Source organism: Pseudomonas sp. 05N36, from assembly GCF_056397385.1.
In genome coordinates, this window is sequence record NZ_JBFTNH010000004.1 from 299,520 (window position 1) to 318,121 (window position 18,602).

An 18,602-nucleotide genomic window follows, 5' to 3' on the forward strand; every position below is an offset into this window, starting at 1 on the left:
TCCACGGTTCAGCCGAAGTGAAAGCGTTCGCGCATGGCGATGACGCTCCCTTCGCCTGGAGTTATAGGCAGATTAAAAGCGAGGCAAGCATGGACAAACAGCACAAGGCCAGTATTGACGGGGATCAATGGGCGCAGTGCGTGCAGGATCGCGGATGGTTGTGGGACGCCGCCTCGGCGCCGGCATCGGCGACGCTGATTCTCGCTCATGGCGCGGGCGCACCGATGGACAGTGAGTGGATGAACGACATCGCCGCACGCCTTGCCGGGCTGGGCGTCAACGTGTTGCGGTTCGAGTTTCCGTACATGGCGCAGCGGCGCATCGACGGTGGCAAACGCCCGCCGAATCCGGCGCCCAAATTGCTCGAATGCTGGCGTGAAGTGCATGCCCTGGTGCGACGCCATGTCGCTGGGCGTCTGGCCATAGGCGGCAAGTCCATGGGCGGGCGCATGGCCAGTTTGCTGGCTGATGAGTTGGGGGCTGATGGGTTGGTGTGTCTGGGGTATCCGTTTTATGCGGTGGGTAAACCGGAAAAGCCGCGGGTCGAGCATCTGGCCGGTTTAAAGACGCCGACGCTGATTGTGCAAGGGGAGAGGGATGCGTTGGGGAGTCGTGAGGCGGTCGAGGGTTATACGTTAGCGCCGAATATCGAGGTGTTCTGGCTGGTGGCTGGCGATCATGATTTGAAGCCGTTGAAGGCGTCCGGGTTTACTCATGAGCAGCATTTGGCGGCTGCGGCGCAGAAGGTTGCTGAGTTTCTTCTCTGATAATGAGGGTGGCAGTTGCGGCCTCATCGCGAGCAGGCTCGCTCCCACAGTGGATTGTGGTGATGCACAAAACCCTGTGGGAGCGAGCCCGCTCGCGATAGGGGCCTGACAGGCGACATCACTTTCAGATTGGCAATAAAAAACCCGGAAGATTCACCTCCCGGGTTTTGTATTTGCCAGCAACAATCAGCGGTTAAAGCGCTCCACCAACGAGTACTGGGTATTCGCGGTGCGGGTCAGCTCTTCGCTCAGTAACGCCGAGTTCTGTGCCTGTTCCGAGGTCTGGTCAGCCAGTTGTGCGATGGTGCTGATGTTGCGGCTGATCTCTTCGGCTACTGCGCTTTGCTCTTCGGTCGCGGCAGCGATTTGGGTGGTCATGTCGGTGATGTTGGCCACCGCTTCGCTGATGCCCACCAGTGCCTGGTCGGCTTCCAGAACCCGTGCCACGCCTTCTTCAGCCTGACGGTGACCCGCTTCCATGGTTTGCACCGCGGTGCTGGCGGTCTGCTGGAGCTTGGCGATCAGGGTGTGGATCTGCCCGGTCGACTCGCTGGTGCGTTGCGCCAGTTGCCTTACTTCGTCGGCAACCACCGCAAAACCACGGCCCATCTCGCCGGCGCGAGCCGCTTCGATGGCCGCGTTCAAGGCCAGCAGGTTGGTCTGGTCGGCAATGCCTTTGATCACGTCGACCACGCCACCGATTTCGTCGCTGTCCTTGGCCAGTTGGGTCACGGTCAGGCCGGTTTCACCGACCACCACCGACAGACGCTGGATTGCGTCACGGGTTTCACCGGCGATGTCACGGCCACGACCGGTCAGGCGATTGGCTTCCTGGGTCGCGTCAGCGGTGCGTTGCACGTGGCTGGCGACTTCCTGGGTGGTGGCGGCCATCTGGTTGACGGCGGTCGCCACTTGCTCGGTTTCGACGCGCTGACGTTCCAGGCCGGTCGAGCTTTTGTGCGCCAGGGTGTCGGACTGTCGAGCTTGCTCGTTCAGGTGTTCGGCGGTGTCTTGCAGGCGAGTCAGGCAGGTTTTCAGACGGGCTTCCTGACTGAGGATCGACATTTCCAGGCGCGCTTGAGCGCCGCGGCTGTCGGTGTACATCTGCGCAATCAGCGGGTCGGATGTGGTCTGCTCGGCCAGGCGCAGCAAGCGCTTGAGGCCACGCTGTTGCCAGCTCAAGCCCAGCAGGCCAAGCGGCACGGACAGCCCGGCAGCCAGCGCAAAACCCCACTGCGAGTTGAGCGTGGCGCCGATCATGAAGCTCAACTGGCTGACCAGAATGAACGGCAACCAGTCCTGCAGCACCGGCAGCCACTTGTCTGTTTGAGGAATCGCCGACTTGCCCTGATTGATGCGTTGGTAGAGTGCTTCGGCGCGGCGGATCTGTTCGGCGCTGGGCTTGACCCGCACCGACTCGTAACCGACCACCTGATTGCCGTCGAACACCGGTGTGACATAGGCGTTAACCCAGTAGTGATCACCGGTCTTGCAGCGATTCTTGACAATGCCCATCCATGGCAAGCCTTGTTTCAGTGTGCCCCACATGTGCGCGAAGACCGCARGCGGAACGTCGGGGTGACGGACCAGGTTGTGCGGTGCACGGATCAGCTCTTCACGAGAAAACCCGCTGATTTCGACGAAAGCGTCGTTGCAGTAGGTGATCACGCCTTTGGCATCGGTCGTGGAAATCAACCGTTGCTGAGCCGGAAAGGTCCGTTCGCGTTGTGTAATGGGCTGGTTATTACGCATGGCTTTTTCAATCCGCAAGGCTTTGACAGGGTGTCGGCAATGCCAGGAATAAATTGAAATTATTTTTTCAATATTCAGCGCTGGCGCACATTCCTTGAACTTCAGCCCGCCAGCATCGGGTAGGTAAAGAGGCCAAAGTGCAGCAGATTCAAGCCAAAGTGCGTGGCGATGGCGGCCCCCAGCCCACCGAAACGGTATGCCAGCCCGTAACCGACTCCGGCAAGGCTTGCCAGCAGCACCCATTGCCAGCCAGCACCGAAGTGCGCCAGACCGAACAGCAAGGTGGCGCCAAGCAGGGCGAGGTGTTCGCCGTAGCGCAGGTGTTGCAGGCAGCGGCTCAAACCACCCTGGATGTAACCGCGAAACAGCGCCTCCTCGACCAGCGTCACCAGCAGCAGGTTGTTCAGTACCCAGAGCCAGGCTTGATCGGGCCACTTCGGCGCCCAACTGATCATGCCCAGCAGCATTGCGCCACCAAGAGCGGCCAGCGCACTCAAGGGCAGTGCCACGGCGGTGGCATACAGTGAAAGGCGCAGGGAGCGGCGACCGACAATCCACGGGCACACCAGCAACAGCCAGAAGCCAATCAGTGGCTTGTCCAGATTCAGGTACATGGAAAACGGCACGGCATCGGCACTGAAGCGTTCCGGGCCGATACCGCGACCGTTGTAGAAACCGGGAAGCCAGTGCATGGCCAGCGCTACCGCGAGGAAAACGAACAGGCCGTGACCCAGGACGCGACCGACCTGGATCTGTGGTTGGCGAACGGCAAAGCCGGCGAACGCTAACAACCCGACGGAAATGGTCGCCAGCCAGCCGAGGTGGCTGTAGACCAGGGCCAGTGCGTAGCCGATGGAGAGGAGTGCCAGGTAGAGCCATGGCAGAGCAATCATGTAAAGTCCTTGTGTACGAGTTTCTGCAGTGTGACGCGATCCACTGTGGGAGCGAGCCTGCTCGCGATGAGGCAATTACATTCAACATTGATGTTGACTGTCAGTACGCTATCGCGAGCAGGCTCGCTCCCACAGTGGTTTTGTGTCTGGCACAACATTGTGAGCAGCGCCTATCAAATGGCGCTGAATTATAGAGACGAGAATCCCACAAATAAAAACACCGCCCAAAGGCGGTGTTTTTGTCAGTGCGACATTATGAAGCAATTAGTTGCCGCAACACGTAATGCAGAATTCCTCCCGCCTTGAAGTATTCCACTTCGTTCAACGTGTCGATCCGGCACAACACGTCCACCTTCTCGCTGCTGCCGTCCTCGCGGGTGATCACCAGCGTCAGGTTCATTCGCGGCGTCAGCTCGACGCCCGTCAGCCCTTGAATGTCGAGGGTCTCCTTGCCGGTCAGGTTCAGGCTCTTGCGGTTCTGGTCGAGCTTGAATTGCAGCGGCAGCACGCCCATGCCCACCAGGTTGGAACGGTGAATCCGCTCGAAGCTCTCGGCAATCACCGCTTTGACGCCCAGCAGGTTGGTGCCCTTGGCCGCCCAGTCACGGCTTGAACCGGTGCCGTATTCCTGGCCCGCAATCACCACCAGCGGGGTGCCTGACGCTTGATAGCGCATGGCGGCATCGTAGATCGCCAGTTTCTCCCCGGTCGGAATGTAGAGCGTATTGCCGCCTTCTTCGCCGCCGAGCATTTCGTTGCGAATGCGGATGTTCGCAAACGTGCCGCGCATCATCACTTCATGGTTGCCGCGACGTGAGCCGTAGGAGTTGAAGTCTCGCGGTTCCACGCCTTGTTCACGCAGGTAACGTCCGGCCGGGCTGTCGGCCTTGATGTTGCCGGCGGGGGAGATGTGGTCGGTGGTCACTGAATCGCCGAGCAGCGCCAGTACGCGTGCACCGCTGATGTCCTGAATCACCGGCAGGGGGCCGGAAATGTCATCGAAGAACGGCGGATGCTGGATGTAGGTGGAATCCTTCTGCCAGACGTAGGTCGCCGCTTGCGGGACTTCGATGGCTTGCCACTGCGCATCTCCGGCAAACACCTCGGCGTATTCCTTGTGGAACATCGCGGTGTCGACCTGCGCCACGGCGTCGGCGATTTCCTTGCTGCTCGGCCAGATGTCCCGCAGGTACACCGGTTTGCCATCCTTGCCTTCACCCAGCGGCTCGCTGCTGATGTCCATGCGCACGCTGCCGGCCAAGGCATACGCGACGACCAGCGGCGGGGAGGCCAGCCAGTTGGTTTTCACCAGCGGGTGCACGCGACCTTCGAAGTTGCGGTTGCCGGACAGCACCGAGGCGACGGCCAGGTCGGAGCTTTGGATGGCTTTTTCAATCGGTTCCAGCAATGGGCCGGAGTTACCGATACAGGTGGTGCAGCCGTAGCCGACCAGTGAAAAGCCCAATTCATCGAGGTATTGGGTCAGGCCGGCGGCCTTGTAGTAGTCAGTGACCACTTTGGAGCCCGGCGCCAGAGAGCTCTTCACCCACGGTTTACGCTTGAGGCCTTTCTCCACGGCTTTTTTGGCCACCAGCCCGGCCGCCATCATCACGCTCGGGTTGGAGGTGTTGGTGCACGAGGTGATGGCGGCAATCACCACGGCACCGTTTTTCAGCCGATACGTCTGGCCCTCGTACTCGTAGTCCGCCTCACTCACGAGATCGGCATTGCCGACGGCGACGCCTCCGCCACCTTCGCTTTCGAGGCGGCCTTCTTCCTTGCTGGTGGGGCGGGCGGGCTTGACTTGCAGGCCGAGGAAGTCAGTGAACGCCTGGGCGACATTTGGCAGCGACACCCGGTCTTGCGGGCGTTTGGGGCCGGCGAGGCTGGCTTCGACGCTGCTCATGTCCAGCGCCAGGCTGTCTGTGAACACCGGCTCCTGGCCGGGCAGACGCCACAGGCCCTGGGTTTTGCAGTAGGCCTCAACCAGTTTCACCACGGCGCTGGGCCGACCGGACAGGCGCAGGTACTCCAGCGTCACCTCGTCCACCGGGAAAAAGCCGCAGGTGGCGCCGTATTCCGGGGCCATGTTGGCGATAGTTGCGCGATCCGCCAGCGGCAACTCGGCGAGGCCGTCACCGTAAAACTCGACGAATTTGCCGACCACGCCTTTCTTGCGCAGCATCTGGGTGACGGTCAGCACCAGGTCAGTGGCGGTGATGCCTTCCTTGAGTTTGCCGGTGAGTTTGAAACCGATCACTTCCGGGATCAGCATCGACACCGGTTGGCCGAGCATCGCCGCTTCCGCTTCGATGCCGCCCACGCCCCAGCCGAGTACGCCGAGACCGTTGATCATGGTGGTGTGGGAGTCGGTGCCGACCAGCGTATCAGGGAAGGCATAGGTGCGGCCGTCTTCATCTTTGGTCCATACGGTGCGGCCGAGGTATTCGAGGTTGACCTGGTGACAAATGCCGGTGCCCGGCGGCACCACACTGAAGTTGTCGAAGGCGCTCTGGCCCCAGCGCAGAAAGGCGTAACGCTCGCCATTGCGCTGCATCTCGATGTCGACGTTCTGGGTGAAGGCCGTGCTGCTGGCGAATTTGTCGACCATCACCGAGTGGTCGATCACCAGGTCCACCGGCGACAGCGGATTGATTCGCTGCGGATCGCCACCGGCCTTGGCCATGGCGGCGCGCATGGCCGCGAGGTCGACCACTGCTGGCACACCGGTGAAATCCTGCATCAACACGCGCGCGGGGCGGTACTGGATTTCCCGGTCGCTGCGCCGCTCTTTGAGCCAGGCGGCGAGGGCCTTGAGGTCGGCGCCGGTGACGGTTTTTTCGTCTTCCCAGCGCAGCAGGTTTTCCAGAAGCACTTTGAGCGACATCGGCAGCTTGTCGAGATCGCCCAAGGACTTTGCGGCTTCCGGCAAGCTGAAATAATGGTAGGTCTTGTCGTCTATTTTCAGCGTTTTAAGGGTCTTCAGACTATCAAGGGACGGCATTGAAATGACTCCTTTGAGTCCGCACGGCTACGGACTGACGGGACGGACAGAGCCTTTAACCTAGCCCTGTTTGGCAAATCTGGCTAATAACCGGACGCTATGGACAAGTCCGGCGTTGCGAACTCGGCTATCATGCGCCGGTTTTCGTGACAGGCTTTGCTTCAACGCAAGTCTGGGCATCGCGCAGTGGTTGAATGTCTCGCCATCTGCCCAGGAGTAAGAATGAACACCCTCTTTATGCATTGCCGGCCGGGCTTCGAAGGCGAAGTCTGTTCCGAGATTTCCGAACACGCCGCGCGGCTGAACGTGGCCGGTTATGCCAAGGCCAAAGCCGCCAGTGCCTGCGCCGAGTTTGTCTGCACCGAAGAAGATGGCGCCGAGCGCCTGATGCGCGGCCAGCGTTTCGCCGAGCTGATTTTTCCGCGCCAATGGGCGCGCGGGATCTTCATCGATCTGCCGGAAACCGACCGCATCAGCGTGATCCTCGCCCATCTGGCGAGCTTCCCGACGTGTGGCAGCCTGTGGCTGGAAGTGGTCGACACCAACGACGGCAAAGAGCTGTCGAACTTCTGCAAGAAATTCGAAGGCCCGCTGCGCAAGGCGCTGAGCGGCGCCGGCAAGTTGGTGGAAGACGCCAGCAAGCCACGTTTGCTGCTGACCTTCAAAAGCGGTCGTGAAGTGTTCGTCGGCCTGGCCGAAGCCAACAACTCGGCGATGTGGCCGATGGGCATTCCGCGCCTGAAGTTCCCGCGTGAAGCGCCCAGCCGTTCGACCCTGAAGCTGGAAGAGGCGTGGCACCACTTCATTCCGCGTGATCAGTGGGACGAGCGCCTGCACAGCGACATGACTGGTGTCGACCTTGGCGCCGCGCCGGGCGGCTGGACCTGGCAACTGGTCAATCGCGGCATGCTGGTGACGGCGATCGATAACGGTCCGATGGCTGAAAGCCTGATGGACACCGGGCTGGTTCAGCACTTGATGGCGGACGGTTTTACCTTCAAGCCCAAGCAGCCGGTGGACTGGATGGTTTGCGACATCGTCGAGAAGCCGGCGCGTAACGCGGCGATGCTGGAAGAATGGATTGGCGAAGGGCATTGCCGCGAGGCGGTGGTCAACCTGAAGCTGCCGATGAAGCAGCGTTATGCTGAAGTGAAGCGCTTGCTTGAGCGCATTGCAGAAGGCTTCAAGGCGCGTGGCATTCGGGTCGATATCGGCTGCAAACAGCTGTACCACGACCGCGAAGAAGTGACCTGCCATTTGCGCCGGCATGACGTAAAGAAACCGAAAACCCGCTGATTCCCCCGGCCCCATGTGGGAGCGAGCCTGCTCGCGATAGCGGTGTAACAATCAACATTGATATTGAATGTGATGGCCCTATCGCGAGCAGGCTCGCTCCCACAGATGTCACAGATGACTGAACACCCGGTTTTGCGCGACAATGCCGGCCAGTTTCAGGAGTGAATCATGAGTGAAATGATCAATACGCCGGTAGACGGCACCCTCGACGCCACCGGCCTCAATTGCCCGGAGCCGGTGATGATGCTGCACCAGCATATTCGTGACCTGGTGCCTGGCGGCCTGCTCAAGGTGATCGCCACCGACCCGTCGACCCGTCGCGACATTCCCAAGTTCTGCGTGTTCCTGGACCATGAACTGGTGGGACAGCATGAAGATGCCGGGACCTATCTGTACTGGATTCGCAAGAAGTCCGATTAACGGACCCGAAAAAAAGGCCTGCGTTTGCAGGCCTTCTTTTTACCGTCGCTTAACTCGCTGCCCGACTGATGCGGATTCGCTTGCGCGCACTGCGCGTCAGACGAATCGACAGCATCAGCGCCGCACAGCTCAGGCCTGCAATCAGACCTTCCCACAGCCCGCTCGGGCCGCTGGCCGGGCCGAACCAGTCGGTCAATCCCAGCACGTACCCTACCGGCAGGCCGATCCCCCAATAGGCGAACAACGTCAGGACCATGGTCGCCCGGGTGTCCTGGTAACCGCGCAGGGCGCCGGCACAGATCACTTGGATAGCATCGGAAAACTGGTACAGCGCGGCATAGACGATCAGCATCGAGGCGATCTGGATGACGGTCTGGTCGGCGGTGTAGATCGAGGCGATGGGTTCGCGCAGGAGCAGAATCAGGCTCGCCGAGAACGCGGCAAACACCAGCGCCGCGCCCAGGCCGACCTTCGCCGCGAAGCTCGCCTGATACGGGTTCCCGGCCCCTAGCGCCTGACCCACGCGTACGGTGACCGCCATCCCCAGGGAATAAGGAATCATGAACAGCAGCGAGCTGATGTTCAGGGCGATCTGGTGCCCGGCCACGACAGTCGATCCGAGGCTGCCGATCAGCAGGGCGATGACTGCAAAGATGCTGGACTCGGCAAATACCGCGATACCGATCGGCAGGCCGATGCCGACCAGACGTTTGATCACCGCCCACTGCGGACGATCGAAACGTACCAGCACACGCGTGGGGGCATAGAAGGGCGCCCAGCGGGTCCAGCCGGCCATGCTCAGCGCCATGAACCACATGACGATGCCGCTGGCCCAGCCGCAACCGACGCCGCCGAGGGCCGGCAGGCCGAAATGGCCATAGATCAGCGCGTAGTTCACTGGAATGTTCAGCAATAAACCACCCAGGCCAATGACCATGCTTGGACGGGTGCGGCCCATGGCATCGCTGTAGCAGCGCAGTACGTAGTAGAAGGCAATGCCGGGAAAGCCGAAGGCGATACCGTGCAAGTAGCCCATGCTCGGCTCAATCAACTGCGGGTCGACTTTCATCCAGTGCAGGATCGGCTCGGCGCCAAGCAGCAAGCCACTGCCCATCAGTCCGACACAGAGTGCCAGCCACAAGGCCTGGCGTGCCAGAGGCGCGATCTCATCGTGCTGCTTTGCGCCAAAGCGTTGGGCGATCTTGGGGGTGGTGGCCAGCAGAACCCCGGTCATCAGCAGGTAGATCGGAATCCAGATCGAATTACCCAGTGCCACCGCCGCCAAATCCCGTGGGCTGACCCGGCCGGCCATCACTGCATCGACGAAGCCCATGGCAGTGGTTGCCAGTTGCGCGATCATGATCGGCAGCGCCAGGCCAAGCAGGTTTTTAAGCTCCAGGCGAACCCGGGCCGGGCGATTGAGGGGCGTAGCGGTGAGGCTGTCGGTTACGGAATTCACAGGCGAAGCGTCCAGAGGGGATTGATGCGCGGGGCGGCGCATTCTACGCGTTGACGCCACAGTCAGGAAAATTGCAGTGTTGCGGATTTGTAAAGCTCATTCCCCGCGGGAGCTGCGCTACACTGCCGATCCGCCAAAGGAGCCTGCCATGCTGATTGTTGCCGACGAAAATATCCCGCTGCTCGATTCGTTCTTTGAAGGTTTCGGCGAAATCCGCCGTGTACCGGGACGCTCCATCGACCGCGCCACGGTCGAGGCGGCCGATGTGCTGCTGGTGCGTTCGGTGACCAACGTCGACCGCGACTTGCTCGAAGGCAGCAATGTGCGGTTTGTCGGCACCTGCACCATTGGTACGGATCACCTGGATCTGGACTACTTCCAGCAGGCCGGCATCACCTGGTCCAGCGCACCGGGTTGCAATGCCCGGGGCGTGGTCGACTACGTGTTGGGCAGCCTGCTGACCCTGGCCGAAATCGAAGGTGTCGAGCTGGCCGAGCGCACTTACGGGGTGGTCGGTGCCGGTGAAGTCGGTGGTCGGCTGGTCAAGGTCCTGCAAGGTCTGGGCTGGAAAGTGCTGGTCTGCGATCCGCCGCGTCAGGCGGCCGAAGGCGGCGACTTCGTCAGCCTGGAGCAGATCATCGGGCAATGCGACGTTATCAGTTTGCACACCCCGTTGAGCAACAACGCCGAGCATTCGACCTGGCACCTGTTTGACCAAAACCGCTTGAACCAGCTCAAGCCTGGCGCCTGGCTGATCAATGCCAGCCGTGGTCCGGTGGTGGACAACACTGCGCTGCGTGAAGTGCTGCTGGCGCGCGAAGACCTGCAAGCGGTGCTGGACGTGTGGGAAGGCGAGCCGAGCGTTGATATCGGCTTGGCCGAGCTGTGTGTGATCGCCACCCCGCATATCGCCGGTTACAGCCTCGACGGCAAGCAGCGCGGGACTGCGCAGATCTATCAGGCGTTTTGCCAGTTCCTCGGGCAACCCGCAAAGGTCACTCTTGATGAGCTGTTGCCGGCACCCTGGCTGGCGCAAGTCCACTTGAACGCCAGTTGTGATCCGGCCTGGGCCTTGGCGATGGTCTGCCGTGGCGTGTACGACCCGCGTCGTGATGACGCGGACTTCCGCCGCAGCCTGGTGGTCAGCGGTGCCGAACAGCGCACGGCGTTTGACTTGTTGCGCAAGCATTACCCTGAGCGGCGTGAGATTGACGGGCTGAAGGTGCGCATTGAGGGGGAGTCGCCGGCGTTGCGACAAATGGTGGCGGCGCTGGGGGCAGTGGTCGTCTAGGGATCGAGTCGACCTCATCGCGAGCAGGCTCGCTCCCACAGGGGTTTGTGAACACCGACAATCCACTGTGGGAGCGAGCCTGCTCGCGATGAGGCCCTGACAAACGACATTACTTTCAAACTGGCAATAAAAAACCCGGCCAAGGGGCCGGGTCGGAAGACGTGAGGCGATGTATCAATCTTGCTTGGCAGGCTTGACCAACCGTTGTTCCAGTTCGCGGCACGCACTCTGGATCATCTCTTCAGTGATCGGTACTTCGCGCCCTTGAGCGTCAATGATGGAGCACCCCAGAGACTGGTGTGGCTGGGTGCGGATCACTTGAATCTTGTCATCGCTGCTGTTTTGCAAGGACATGGCCTGTCTCCTCATCAGGTTGTGCGTTTACTGTAGAACCACCAAATGACCAAGCTGTGACAACTCCCTACAGGGGACAAGGCGGCAATACCAGTCCATCAGAAATAACCCCGGACTTCTAGCCGGACTTTAGACCGATAACATCTAGGCTCTATTGTCAGCGGTCATATTTAACCTGACTCATTGTGATTTACAGCGTTGCGGCGGATCGACCGGTGTAGGCTTGGCCAGGTTGATTCTTTCAGTTTGCGCTTTCGGATGATCCTGATGCTGTCTGCCCGTCACCGCCGCGCGATTCGCCTGGCCAGTCGTTTTGTTGCACCTTACCGTTGGCAGGCGCTCGGTGCCTTGCTGGCGCTGATCGTCACTGCCGGTATTACCTTGTCCATGGGGCAGGGCATTCGCCTGCTGGTGGATCAGGGCTTCATGACCCAGTCCCCGCAGTTGCTCAACCAGTCCATCGGCGTGTTCATGTTGCTGGTGTTGGGCCTTGCGATCGGCACTTTCATGCGTTTTTACCTAGTGTCGTGGATCGGTGAGCGTTGCGTGGCCGATATCCGTCAACAGGTGTTCAATCATTTGATTTACCTGCACCCGGGGTTCTACGAGAACAACCGCAGCTCCGAGATCCAGTCGCGCCTGACGGCCGATACCACGCTGCTGCAATCGGTGATCGGCTCGTCGCTGTCGCTGTTCCTGCGCAATTTGCTGATGGTCATCGGTGGAGTCGTGCTGCTGTTTATCACCAACCCGAAACTCACCAGCATTGTGGTGGTGACGCTGCCGTTGGTGATCGCACCGATTCTGATCTTCGGTCGCCGGGTTCGCCGCCTGTCGCGCTTGAGTCAGGATCGCATTGCCGATATCGGCAGCTATGTGTCGGAGTCTCTTGGCCAGATCAAGACCGTGCAGGCCTACAACCACCAGGTGCAGGACGAACAGCGCTTCGCCGTCACTGTGGAAGAGGCTTTCGACACCGCACGCAAACGTATCATCCAGCGCGCTTGGCTGATTACCCTGGTGATCATGCTGGTGCTGGGGGCGGTGGCGGTGATGCTGTGGGTCGGCGGCATGGACGTGATGGCCGGGCGCATTTCTGCGGGTGAGCTGGCGGCGTTCGTGTTCTACAGCCTGATCGTCGGCAGTGCCTTTGGCACCTTGAGCGAAGTGATTGGCGAGTTGCAGCGGGCGGCCGGTGCGGCTGAACGAATTGCCGAGTTGCTGCGCTCGGAAAACATCATCCGGCCACCGGTCTCGGGGCAAGTGACTTTGCCTGATCGGGTGCGTGGCGATTTGCTGCTCGAAGATCTGCGTTTTTCCTACCCGTCACGGCCCGAAAGCTACGCTATCGATGGTTTGAGCCTGGCCATCAAGGCCGGCGAAACCCTCGCGCTGGTCGGGCCTTCAGGGGCCGGCAAGTCGACGGTTTATGACCTGCTGCTGCGCTTTTACGATCCGATCGCGGGCCGCATCCAGCTCGATGGCGTGCCGCTGACCCAACTCGATCCTATGGATTTGCGCCGTTGTTTCGCGCTGGTATCGCAAAACCCGGCGCTGTTCTTCGGCAGTATCGAAGAGAACATCCGCTATGGCAAACCCTCGGCAACCCTGGCCCAGGTCCAGGAAGCGGCGAAGATTGCCTACGCCCACGACTTCATCGAAAAAATGCCTGATGGCTACCAGACGCATCTGGGTGACGGTGGTCTCGGACTTTCCGGCGGTCAGCGTCAGCGCCTGGCCATCGCCCGGGCGTTATTGGTGGATGCACCGATCCTGCTGCTGGACGAAGCGACCAGCGCCCTCGATGCGCAAAGTGAACACCTGATCCAGCAAGCACTGCCCCGCTTGATGAAAAACCGCACCACACTGGTCATCGCCCATCGCCTGGCCACGGTAAAGAACGCCGACCGGATCGCAGTGATGGACCAGGGAAAGCTGGTCGCGGTGGGTACGCACCACGAACTGATCGCCAGCAATGCGCTGTATGCGCGGTTGGCGGCGTTGCAGTTTGTAGGCGCCGCCGAAGACGGCGAACCTTCGGCAGCGCCTACATAACCGGTATTACCGGTTATTGATCGTCGAAATACCGCTCTTGCCAATCCACCAGCGGCTGCGGTGAGTTGAGCTTCTGGCCGTAGATCACCGAGTAGGACAGCACGTTCTGTACGTACTGGCGGGTTTCATCGAACGGGATGCTTTCGACCCAGACATCGAAGCTCAGGTGGTTGGCACCGCTTAGCCACTGGCGAACACGGCCGGGGCCGGCGTTGTAGGCGGCGGTGGCCAGGACACGGTTGCCGTTGAACTGACTGTGGACCTGACTCAGGTAGGCAGCGCCGAGCTGGATATTCTTGTCCGGGTCCAGCACTTGCTGCGGCGAGGCCAGCGGAATACTGAACTTGCGCGCGGTTTCCTTGGCGGTGCCGGGCATCAACTGCATCAGGCCACTGGCACCGACGCCGGAGCGGGCGTCGTCCATGAAGGCACTTTCCTGGCGGGTAATGGCGAACACCCAGCTTGAATGCAAACCGCGGACCTTGGCTTCACGCACCAGGGTGTCGCGGTGGGCCATCGGGAAGCGAATGTCCAGGTCATCCCAGTACTGCGCCTGGCTGATGGTGCGGATCGCCGGGAAATACCATTTCAGGTCGTACGCCAGTTTTGCCTGGGCAACCATTTCATCACGGCTGAAGTGGCGGCTGACGTGGTACCACTCGCGGCGCCCGTCGACGATTTGCCCGCGGGCAAGGAATTCCAGCGCCCGACGTATGCCCGGGGTATTGCGAACCTTGTTGATCAGCGCCGGGCTCAACATCAGCGGTTTGTTGACCAGCGAATACGGTGATTGCGAGCGGTCGGCGGCAAGGAATCCGTAGAAGTCACGCTCACGCGCCAGACTCTTGTACAGGGTTTGCGCTTCCGGGTTTTGCGGCTGGGCCAGCTCCAGGCTACGGGCCTTCCAGTAGCGCCAGCGATTGGTAAGGGCCAGATCCTGTGGCAGGCGGCTGGTCAACTGATAGGCTTCGTCCCAGCGCGCCAGGCGCAACAGCAAGCGCAAGCGCCATTCGGATACGGTGTTGTCGCGCAACTCCGGGTCATACTTGGTCATGACATCAAGGGCGCGGCTGTCGAAACGACGGGCCAGGGTCAGGCCGATTTCACGGGCGATGGCGACCTTTTCGTCGCGAGAGAAATGCATGCTGACGGCATAGCTGTCGAGCAGGGCCATCGCCCGGTCCGGATCCTGGCGCGCGAAGCGGCGCAGGCCAAGACTGACAATGTCAGACATGGCTTCATCGGCCGGGGTGAAGCGCGAAGGCTGGTCGAGCATTTCGGGTCTTTGCGCGACGTCTACCAACAAACGCCCACGCGATGCCAGGGTGGTCATGTTGTTGATCAAACTGTTGGCCAGCGCATAGTTGCGTGCGTGAGCGGCGAGTTTGAGGCGTTCCCAGCGTTTCTGTTCGGTCAGTTGGCCTTCGGCGGCCCATTGCGCAAACAACGAGTCGCAGGTTTCAGGCTGGGATTTGCCGGTCAGCCAGAGTTTGTCAGCGTTGGCGTAACCTTCGGACTTGAGGTTGTGACCGATCTGGTATTGCGCATTGAGGCAGTCCAGTTCGGTGAAATTGAGTTTGGGGTCGTAGTATTTGACGAAGGTCGACCAGTCACCCCGTTCAGCCAGCCAGCGCAACCAGCGCAATTTCATCCAGTTGGCTTGCGGCAGGTCGCCGTGCTCGGCGAGGAATCTTTCGATCTCATCGTTGCTCGCGGTTTTCAGGCGCGCTGTCAACTCGTCATAGGCCAGATACGGCTCCAGCGGGTAATCGCTCAGCTCCTGGCTGTAGCGAAAATACGGGCCGGTATCACCTTTGGCCAAGGCGCGCTTGGCTTCGTCGTAATATTGGCGTTGGGTGGACAGGTCCACCGCCTGGGCGGATTGAACGGCAGCGGCAGAAAGAAGCAAGCAGGATAAAAAACTGAAGAGGCGACTGCGCATGAGACATCCGGGCAGAAAAAACACGACAAGTGCCTGCACATGCGAGCACTGATTATTTATAGCTTAGCCTTTTGCCAGCAGCCGGTGAAAGCTTTGCCCGCTCGTTGGTACAAGATCGCAACAAAGAGTGTTTCGACATTGAAAATGCCGGCCTTCTGACGTCGCAAGTCAGGTAGAATGCGCGCCCGGTTTTTGGAGAAGCTCATGACCCTGCTCAAATTCAGCGATGTGTCCCTTGCTTTCGGCGCTATGCCGTTGTTGGACAAGGTGTCCTGGCAGATCGCCCGTGGTGAGCGGGTGTGCATCATCGGCCGCAACGGCACTGGCAAATCCAGCATGATGAAGCTGGTCAAAGGCGATCAGAAGCCTGATGACGGCTCCGTCTGGCGCGCACCAGGCCTCAAGATCGGCGAATTACCGCAAGAATTGCCGGTGGCCGACGAGCGGACAGTGTTCGACGTGGTGGCCGAAGGCCTGGACGGTGTGGGCGAGCTGCTCGCGCAGTATCACCACCTGAGCCAGAACATCGTGACCGATGCTGATCTGGACAAACTGATGCACGTCCAGCACGACCTCGAAGCTCGCGATGGCTGGCGTTTGCAGCAATTGGTCGACAGTACCCTGAGCCGCCTGCAATTGCCGGCTGACAAAACCCTCGCCGAATTGTCCGGCGGCTGGCGCCGTCGCGTCCTGCTGGCGCAGGCCCTGGTTTCGGAACCGGATCTGCTGCTGCTCGACGAACCGACCAACCACCTGGACATCGGTGCCATCGCCTGGCTCGAAGAAGCGTTGAAGGATTTCCAGGGCGCCGTGCTGTTCATCACGCACGACCGTTCTTTCCTGCAAAACCTGGCCACCCGCATCCTGGAACTGGACCGCGGCGGCCTGATCGACTGGAACGGCGACTACGCCAGCTTCCTCGTTCACAAGGAAGCCACGCTGGCCGCTGAAGAAACCGCCAACGCGTTGTTCGACAAGAAGCTGGCCCAGGAAGAAGTCTGGATCCGCCAGGGTATCAAGGCTCGTCGTACCCGTAACGAAGGTCGCGTTCGCGCCCTCAAGGCGCTGCGCGTCGAGCGTAGCGAGCGTCGTGAGCGCACCGGCAAGGCCAACATTCAGCTGGATACCGCTGACAAGTCCGGCAAGCAGGTGATGGTCCTCGAGAACGTCAGCTTCGCCCACCCGGATGGCCCGTTCCTGATCAAGGATTTCTCCATGGTCTTGCAGCGCGGCGACCGTATCGGTCTGCTGGGCGCCAACGGTACCGGCAAAACCACCTTGCTGAAGCTGATGCTCAACGGCTTGCAGCCGACCAGCGGTACGGTTGAAGAGGGCACTCGCATCGATGTGGCCTATTTCGACCAGCTGCGCCATCAGCTGGATCTGGAAAAGACCGTGATCGACAACGTCGCCGAAGGTCGAGACTTTATCGATATCGACGGTCAGAGCCGTCACGTGCTGAGCTACCTCGGCGACTTCCTGTTCAGCCCGCAGCGTGCCCGTACGCCGGTCAAGGCGTTGTCCGGTGGTGAGCGTGCGCGTCTGTTGCTGGCCAAGTTGTTCAGCAAGCCGGCCAACCTGCTGGTCCTCGACGAACCGACCAACGACCTCGACGTGGAAACCCTCGAGCTGCTGGAAGAGGTCTTGCTGACCTTCAACGGCACCGTGCTGATGGTCAGTCACGACCGGGCATTCCTCGACAACGTGGTGACCAGCACCCTGGTCTTCGAAGGTGAAGGCAAGGTTCGCGAATACGTCGGTGGTTATCAGGACTGGCTGCGTCAGGGCGGCTCGCCGCGCCTGTTGGGCGTGACCGAGAGCAAGTCCGGCAAGGCCGACCTGAACTCTGCAGTCGTCACTGCGGCGCCTGCACCCGTGGTGGCTCAAGAAGCACCAGTGGCCAAGAAAAAGCTCAGCTACAAGCTGCAGCGTGAGCTGGAAGCGCTGCCGGGCGATATCGATGCCAAGGAACAGCAGATCGCCAAGGTGCAAACCGAAATGGCCGATGCCGGTTTCTATCAACGTCCTGCTGCCGAAACCGCCAAGGTCATCGCGCAGCTTGAGCAACTGCAAGCGGAACTTGACGTGTTGGTCGAGCGCTGGGCCGAGCTGGATGCCTGATTGATCCGTTGCTGATGTAAAAAAGCCCGACGTTCATCGCTGAACGTCGGGCTTTTCATATGCAAAACGATCTGCAGACCGAAATAGATTCAATGTGGGAACGAGCCTGCTCGCGATGAGGCCCTGTCGGTCGAAATCAATGTTGACTGACAAGCCGCCATCGCGAGCAGGCTCGCTCCCACAGGGTTACGGGTTTTAGCTTTTGATCAGGCGCACCGCCAGCACATCGCAAGGCGCACCATGCAGCACGTCATTGGCGGTGGAACCCAGCAGCAGTGCGAGGCCGTGGCGACCATGACTGCCCACGACGATCAGGTCGCACTCCTGTTCCTTGGCCATATGATGGATTTCCTGGCGTGGCTGACCATAGGTCAGGTGGCTGTATTCTTTGGAAAGTTCAGGATACTTGTTGATCAGACGATCGAGGCGCTCCTTGGCCTGGTCGAATTGCTGTTGCTGCAATTGCGACAGGTCCATCGGCACGTCACCACCAAAGGCCATGGCCATCGGTTCGACAATATGAACCAGGGACAATTTGGCACCGTTGCTGACCGATAACTCGCGAGCACGGTGAATCACAGGATCGCACTCTTCGGTTAGATCTACGGCGACCAGAATATGGTGGTAGGGCATGAGGTGCTCCTCCTGAGGATTGCGATAACGGTAAGTATGGCTGGTTTCAAGCGGATTGGTTCTGACAGGGATCAATCCGCCCATCAAGAATCGGGAGTACAGATATGACGGTCTGGATAGTGGTGTCAATCCTTGCAGTGGTGCTGAGCCCGCTGGCATGGCTGCGGCCTTCGCGTAAACAGGGGGGGCAGATGGCCTTGCGCATGGAGGCGCGGCGTATTGGCCTGGCCATGCAGTTGGCACCGCAGGAGTGGCCGCATTGGCTGGAGCCGGCGCCGCCCAGCCCGTGTGCGCAATACCATCGGCCGCGACGGGGCAATCAGCCGGCGTGCTGGATCTATTGGCAAAGTGCGCCGGGTGTGTGGGTCAATCAATGGCGAGAGGTTTGTCAGGATGAGTCATTGCTGATTCATTTCCGGAAGTTGCCGGCCAACGTCTACAAGGTTGAGGCCGACAAGCAAATGATCACCTTGTATTGGGGGGAACGGGGCGAGGCCGAGGTGTTGCAACAGATTGATGCTGTCCTCAAGGCGCTGGCTTGAACAACCGGCAATAAAAAGCCCGACATCATCATCGGGCTGGAGTGGCCAGGCAGGCCGGTAATTCGCTGAATCG

General features: G+C 60.3%; 14 protein-coding genes. 7 read left to right on the forward strand and 7 right to left on the reverse strand.

Annotated features, from left to right (window positions below; all coding sequences use genetic code 11):
* Positions 1 to 89: 89 nt before the first annotated feature.
* A complete protein-coding gene (locus tag AC1DIH_RS08070; RefSeq protein ID WP_477771292.1) occupies positions 90 to 767 on the forward strand; it encodes an alpha/beta family hydrolase in 678 nt (225 codons plus the stop codon).
* Between the two features lie 186 nt (positions 768 to 953).
* On the opposite strand, the gene AC1DIH_RS08075 is transcribed toward AC1DIH_RS08070, so the two are convergent.
* The 3 genes from AC1DIH_RS08075 to acnA all read right to left on the reverse strand — a co-directional run bounded on the left by AC1DIH_RS08075 (position 954) and on the right by acnA (position 6,416).
* On the reverse strand, positions 954 to 2,519 hold the full coding sequence (locus AC1DIH_RS08075) for a methyl-accepting chemotaxis protein (RefSeq protein WP_477771293.1): 1,566 nt from the start codon (positions 2,517 to 2,519) through the stop codon (positions 954 to 956).
* 101 nt (positions 2,520 to 2,620) lie between these two features.
* Positions 2,621 to 3,412: a lysostaphin resistance A-like protein gene (locus AC1DIH_RS08080; RefSeq protein ID WP_477771294.1), complete on the reverse strand. Its 792-nt coding sequence runs from the start codon at positions 3,410 to 3,412 to the stop codon at positions 2,621 to 2,623.
* Positions 3,413 to 3,665: 253 nt separating this feature from the next.
* Positions 3,666 to 6,416: an aconitate hydratase AcnA gene (gene acnA, locus AC1DIH_RS08085; RefSeq protein WP_477771295.1), complete on the reverse strand. Its 2,751-nt coding sequence runs from the start codon at positions 6,414 to 6,416 to the stop codon at positions 3,666 to 3,668.
* A 222-nt stretch (positions 6,417 to 6,638) separates the two neighbouring features.
* Between acnA and rlmM the strand changes: the two genes are divergently transcribed.
* Both rlmM and tusA read left to right on the forward strand, forming a co-directional pair.
* Complete coding sequence (gene rlmM, locus AC1DIH_RS08090; RefSeq protein WP_477771296.1) at positions 6,639 to 7,712, forward strand: 23S rRNA (cytidine(2498)-2'-O)-methyltransferase RlmM; 1,074 nt, start codon at positions 6,639 to 6,641, stop codon at positions 7,710 to 7,712.
* 168 nt (positions 7,713 to 7,880) lie between these two features.
* A complete protein-coding gene (tusA, locus tag AC1DIH_RS08095) occupies positions 7,881 to 8,132 on the forward strand; it encodes a sulfurtransferase TusA (protein ID WP_477766381.1) in 252 nt (83 codons plus the stop codon).
* A 49-nt stretch (positions 8,133 to 8,181) separates the two neighbouring features.
* Here tusA and AC1DIH_RS08100 read toward each other — a convergent pair whose 3' ends face one another.
* The gene (locus AC1DIH_RS08100) at positions 8,182 to 9,591 is read right to left on the reverse strand and encodes an MATE family efflux transporter (protein ID WP_477771297.1); all 1,410 of its coding nucleotides are present in this window, start codon (positions 9,589 to 9,591) and stop codon (positions 8,182 to 8,184) included.
* A gap of 148 nt (positions 9,592 to 9,739) precedes the next feature.
* Here AC1DIH_RS08100 and pdxB point away from each other — a divergent pair, with 148 nt between their 5' ends.
* Positions 9,740 to 10,882: a 4-phosphoerythronate dehydrogenase PdxB gene (pdxB, locus tag AC1DIH_RS08105; protein WP_477771298.1), complete on the forward strand. Its 1,143-nt coding sequence runs from the start codon at positions 9,740 to 9,742 to the stop codon at positions 10,880 to 10,882.
* Between the two features lie 174 nt (positions 10,883 to 11,056).
* Here the strand turns inward: pdxB and AC1DIH_RS08110 are convergent, their stop codons facing one another.
* On the reverse strand, positions 11,057 to 11,236 hold the full coding sequence (locus AC1DIH_RS08110; RefSeq protein WP_477771299.1) for a PA1571 family protein: 180 nt from the start codon (positions 11,234 to 11,236) through the stop codon (positions 11,057 to 11,059).
* A 258-nt stretch (positions 11,237 to 11,494) separates the two neighbouring features.
* On the opposite strand from AC1DIH_RS08110, the gene AC1DIH_RS08115 reads away from it, so the two are divergent.
* Positions 11,495 to 13,291 carry an ABC transporter transmembrane domain-containing protein gene (locus tag AC1DIH_RS08115; RefSeq protein WP_477771300.1) on the forward strand — a complete coding sequence of 599 codons (1,797 nt, stop codon included), beginning with the start codon at positions 11,495 to 11,497 and terminating at the stop codon, positions 13,289 to 13,291.
* A gap of 13 nt (positions 13,292 to 13,304) precedes the next feature.
* Here AC1DIH_RS08115 and AC1DIH_RS08120 read toward each other — a convergent pair whose 3' ends face one another.
* A complete protein-coding gene (locus tag AC1DIH_RS08120) occupies positions 13,305 to 15,233 on the reverse strand; it encodes a transglycosylase SLT domain-containing protein (protein ID WP_477771301.1) in 1,929 nt (642 codons plus the stop codon).
* Between the two features lie 204 nt (positions 15,234 to 15,437).
* Here AC1DIH_RS08120 and AC1DIH_RS08125 point away from each other — a divergent pair, with 204 nt between their 5' ends.
* On the forward strand, positions 15,438 to 17,354 hold the full coding sequence (locus AC1DIH_RS08125; protein WP_477771302.1) for an ATP-binding cassette domain-containing protein: 1,917 nt from the start codon (positions 15,438 to 15,440) through the stop codon (positions 17,352 to 17,354).
* A 195-nt stretch (positions 17,355 to 17,549) separates the two neighbouring features.
* Here AC1DIH_RS08125 and AC1DIH_RS08130 read toward each other — a convergent pair whose 3' ends face one another.
* Positions 17,550 to 17,987: a universal stress protein gene (locus AC1DIH_RS08130; RefSeq protein WP_427544752.1), complete on the reverse strand. Its 438-nt coding sequence runs from the start codon at positions 17,985 to 17,987 to the stop codon at positions 17,550 to 17,552.
* 104 nt (positions 17,988 to 18,091) lie between these two features.
* Here AC1DIH_RS08130 and AC1DIH_RS08135 point away from each other — a divergent pair, with 104 nt between their 5' ends.
* A complete protein-coding gene (locus AC1DIH_RS08135; RefSeq protein WP_477771303.1) occupies positions 18,092 to 18,529 on the forward strand; it encodes a hypothetical protein in 438 nt (145 codons plus the stop codon).
* Positions 18,530 to 18,602 lie beyond the last annotated feature (73 nt).

Coding starts and splice junctions, on each gene's coding strand:
- AC1DIH_RS08070 (WP_477771292.1), top strand. CDS start 90: ATGGACAAACAGCACAAGGCCAGTATTGACGGGGATCAATGGGCGCAG.
- AC1DIH_RS08080 (WP_477771294.1), bottom strand. CDS start 3,412: ATGATTGCTCTGCCATGGCTCTACCTGGCACTCCTCTCCATCGGCTAC.
- acnA (WP_477771295.1), bottom strand. CDS start 6,416: ATGCCGTCCCTTGATAGTCTGAAGACCCTTAAAACGCTGAAAATAGAC.
- rlmM (WP_477771296.1), top strand. CDS start 6,639: ATGAACACCCTCTTTATGCATTGCCGGCCGGGCTTCGAAGGCGAAGTC.
- tusA (WP_477766381.1), top strand. CDS start 7,881: ATGAGTGAAATGATCAATACGCCGGTAGACGGCACCCTCGACGCCACC.
- pdxB (WP_477771298.1), top strand. CDS start 9,740: ATGCTGATTGTTGCCGACGAAAATATCCCGCTGCTCGATTCGTTCTTT.
- AC1DIH_RS08110 (WP_477771299.1), bottom strand. CDS start 11,236: ATGTCCTTGCAAAACAGCAGCGATGACAAGATTCAAGTGATCCGCACC.
- AC1DIH_RS08115 (WP_477771300.1), top strand. CDS start 11,495: ATGATCCTGATGCTGTCTGCCCGTCACCGCCGCGCGATTCGCCTGGCC.
- AC1DIH_RS08120 (WP_477771301.1), bottom strand. CDS start 15,233: ATGCGCAGTCGCCTCTTCAGTTTTTTATCCTGCTTGCTTCTTTCTGCC.
- AC1DIH_RS08125 (WP_477771302.1), top strand. CDS start 15,438: ATGACCCTGCTCAAATTCAGCGATGTGTCCCTTGCTTTCGGCGCTATG.
- AC1DIH_RS08130 (WP_427544752.1), bottom strand. CDS start 17,987: ATGCCCTACCACCATATTCTGGTCGCCGTAGATCTAACCGAAGAGTGC.
- AC1DIH_RS08135 (WP_477771303.1), top strand. CDS start 18,092: ATGACGGTCTGGATAGTGGTGTCAATCCTTGCAGTGGTGCTGAGCCCG.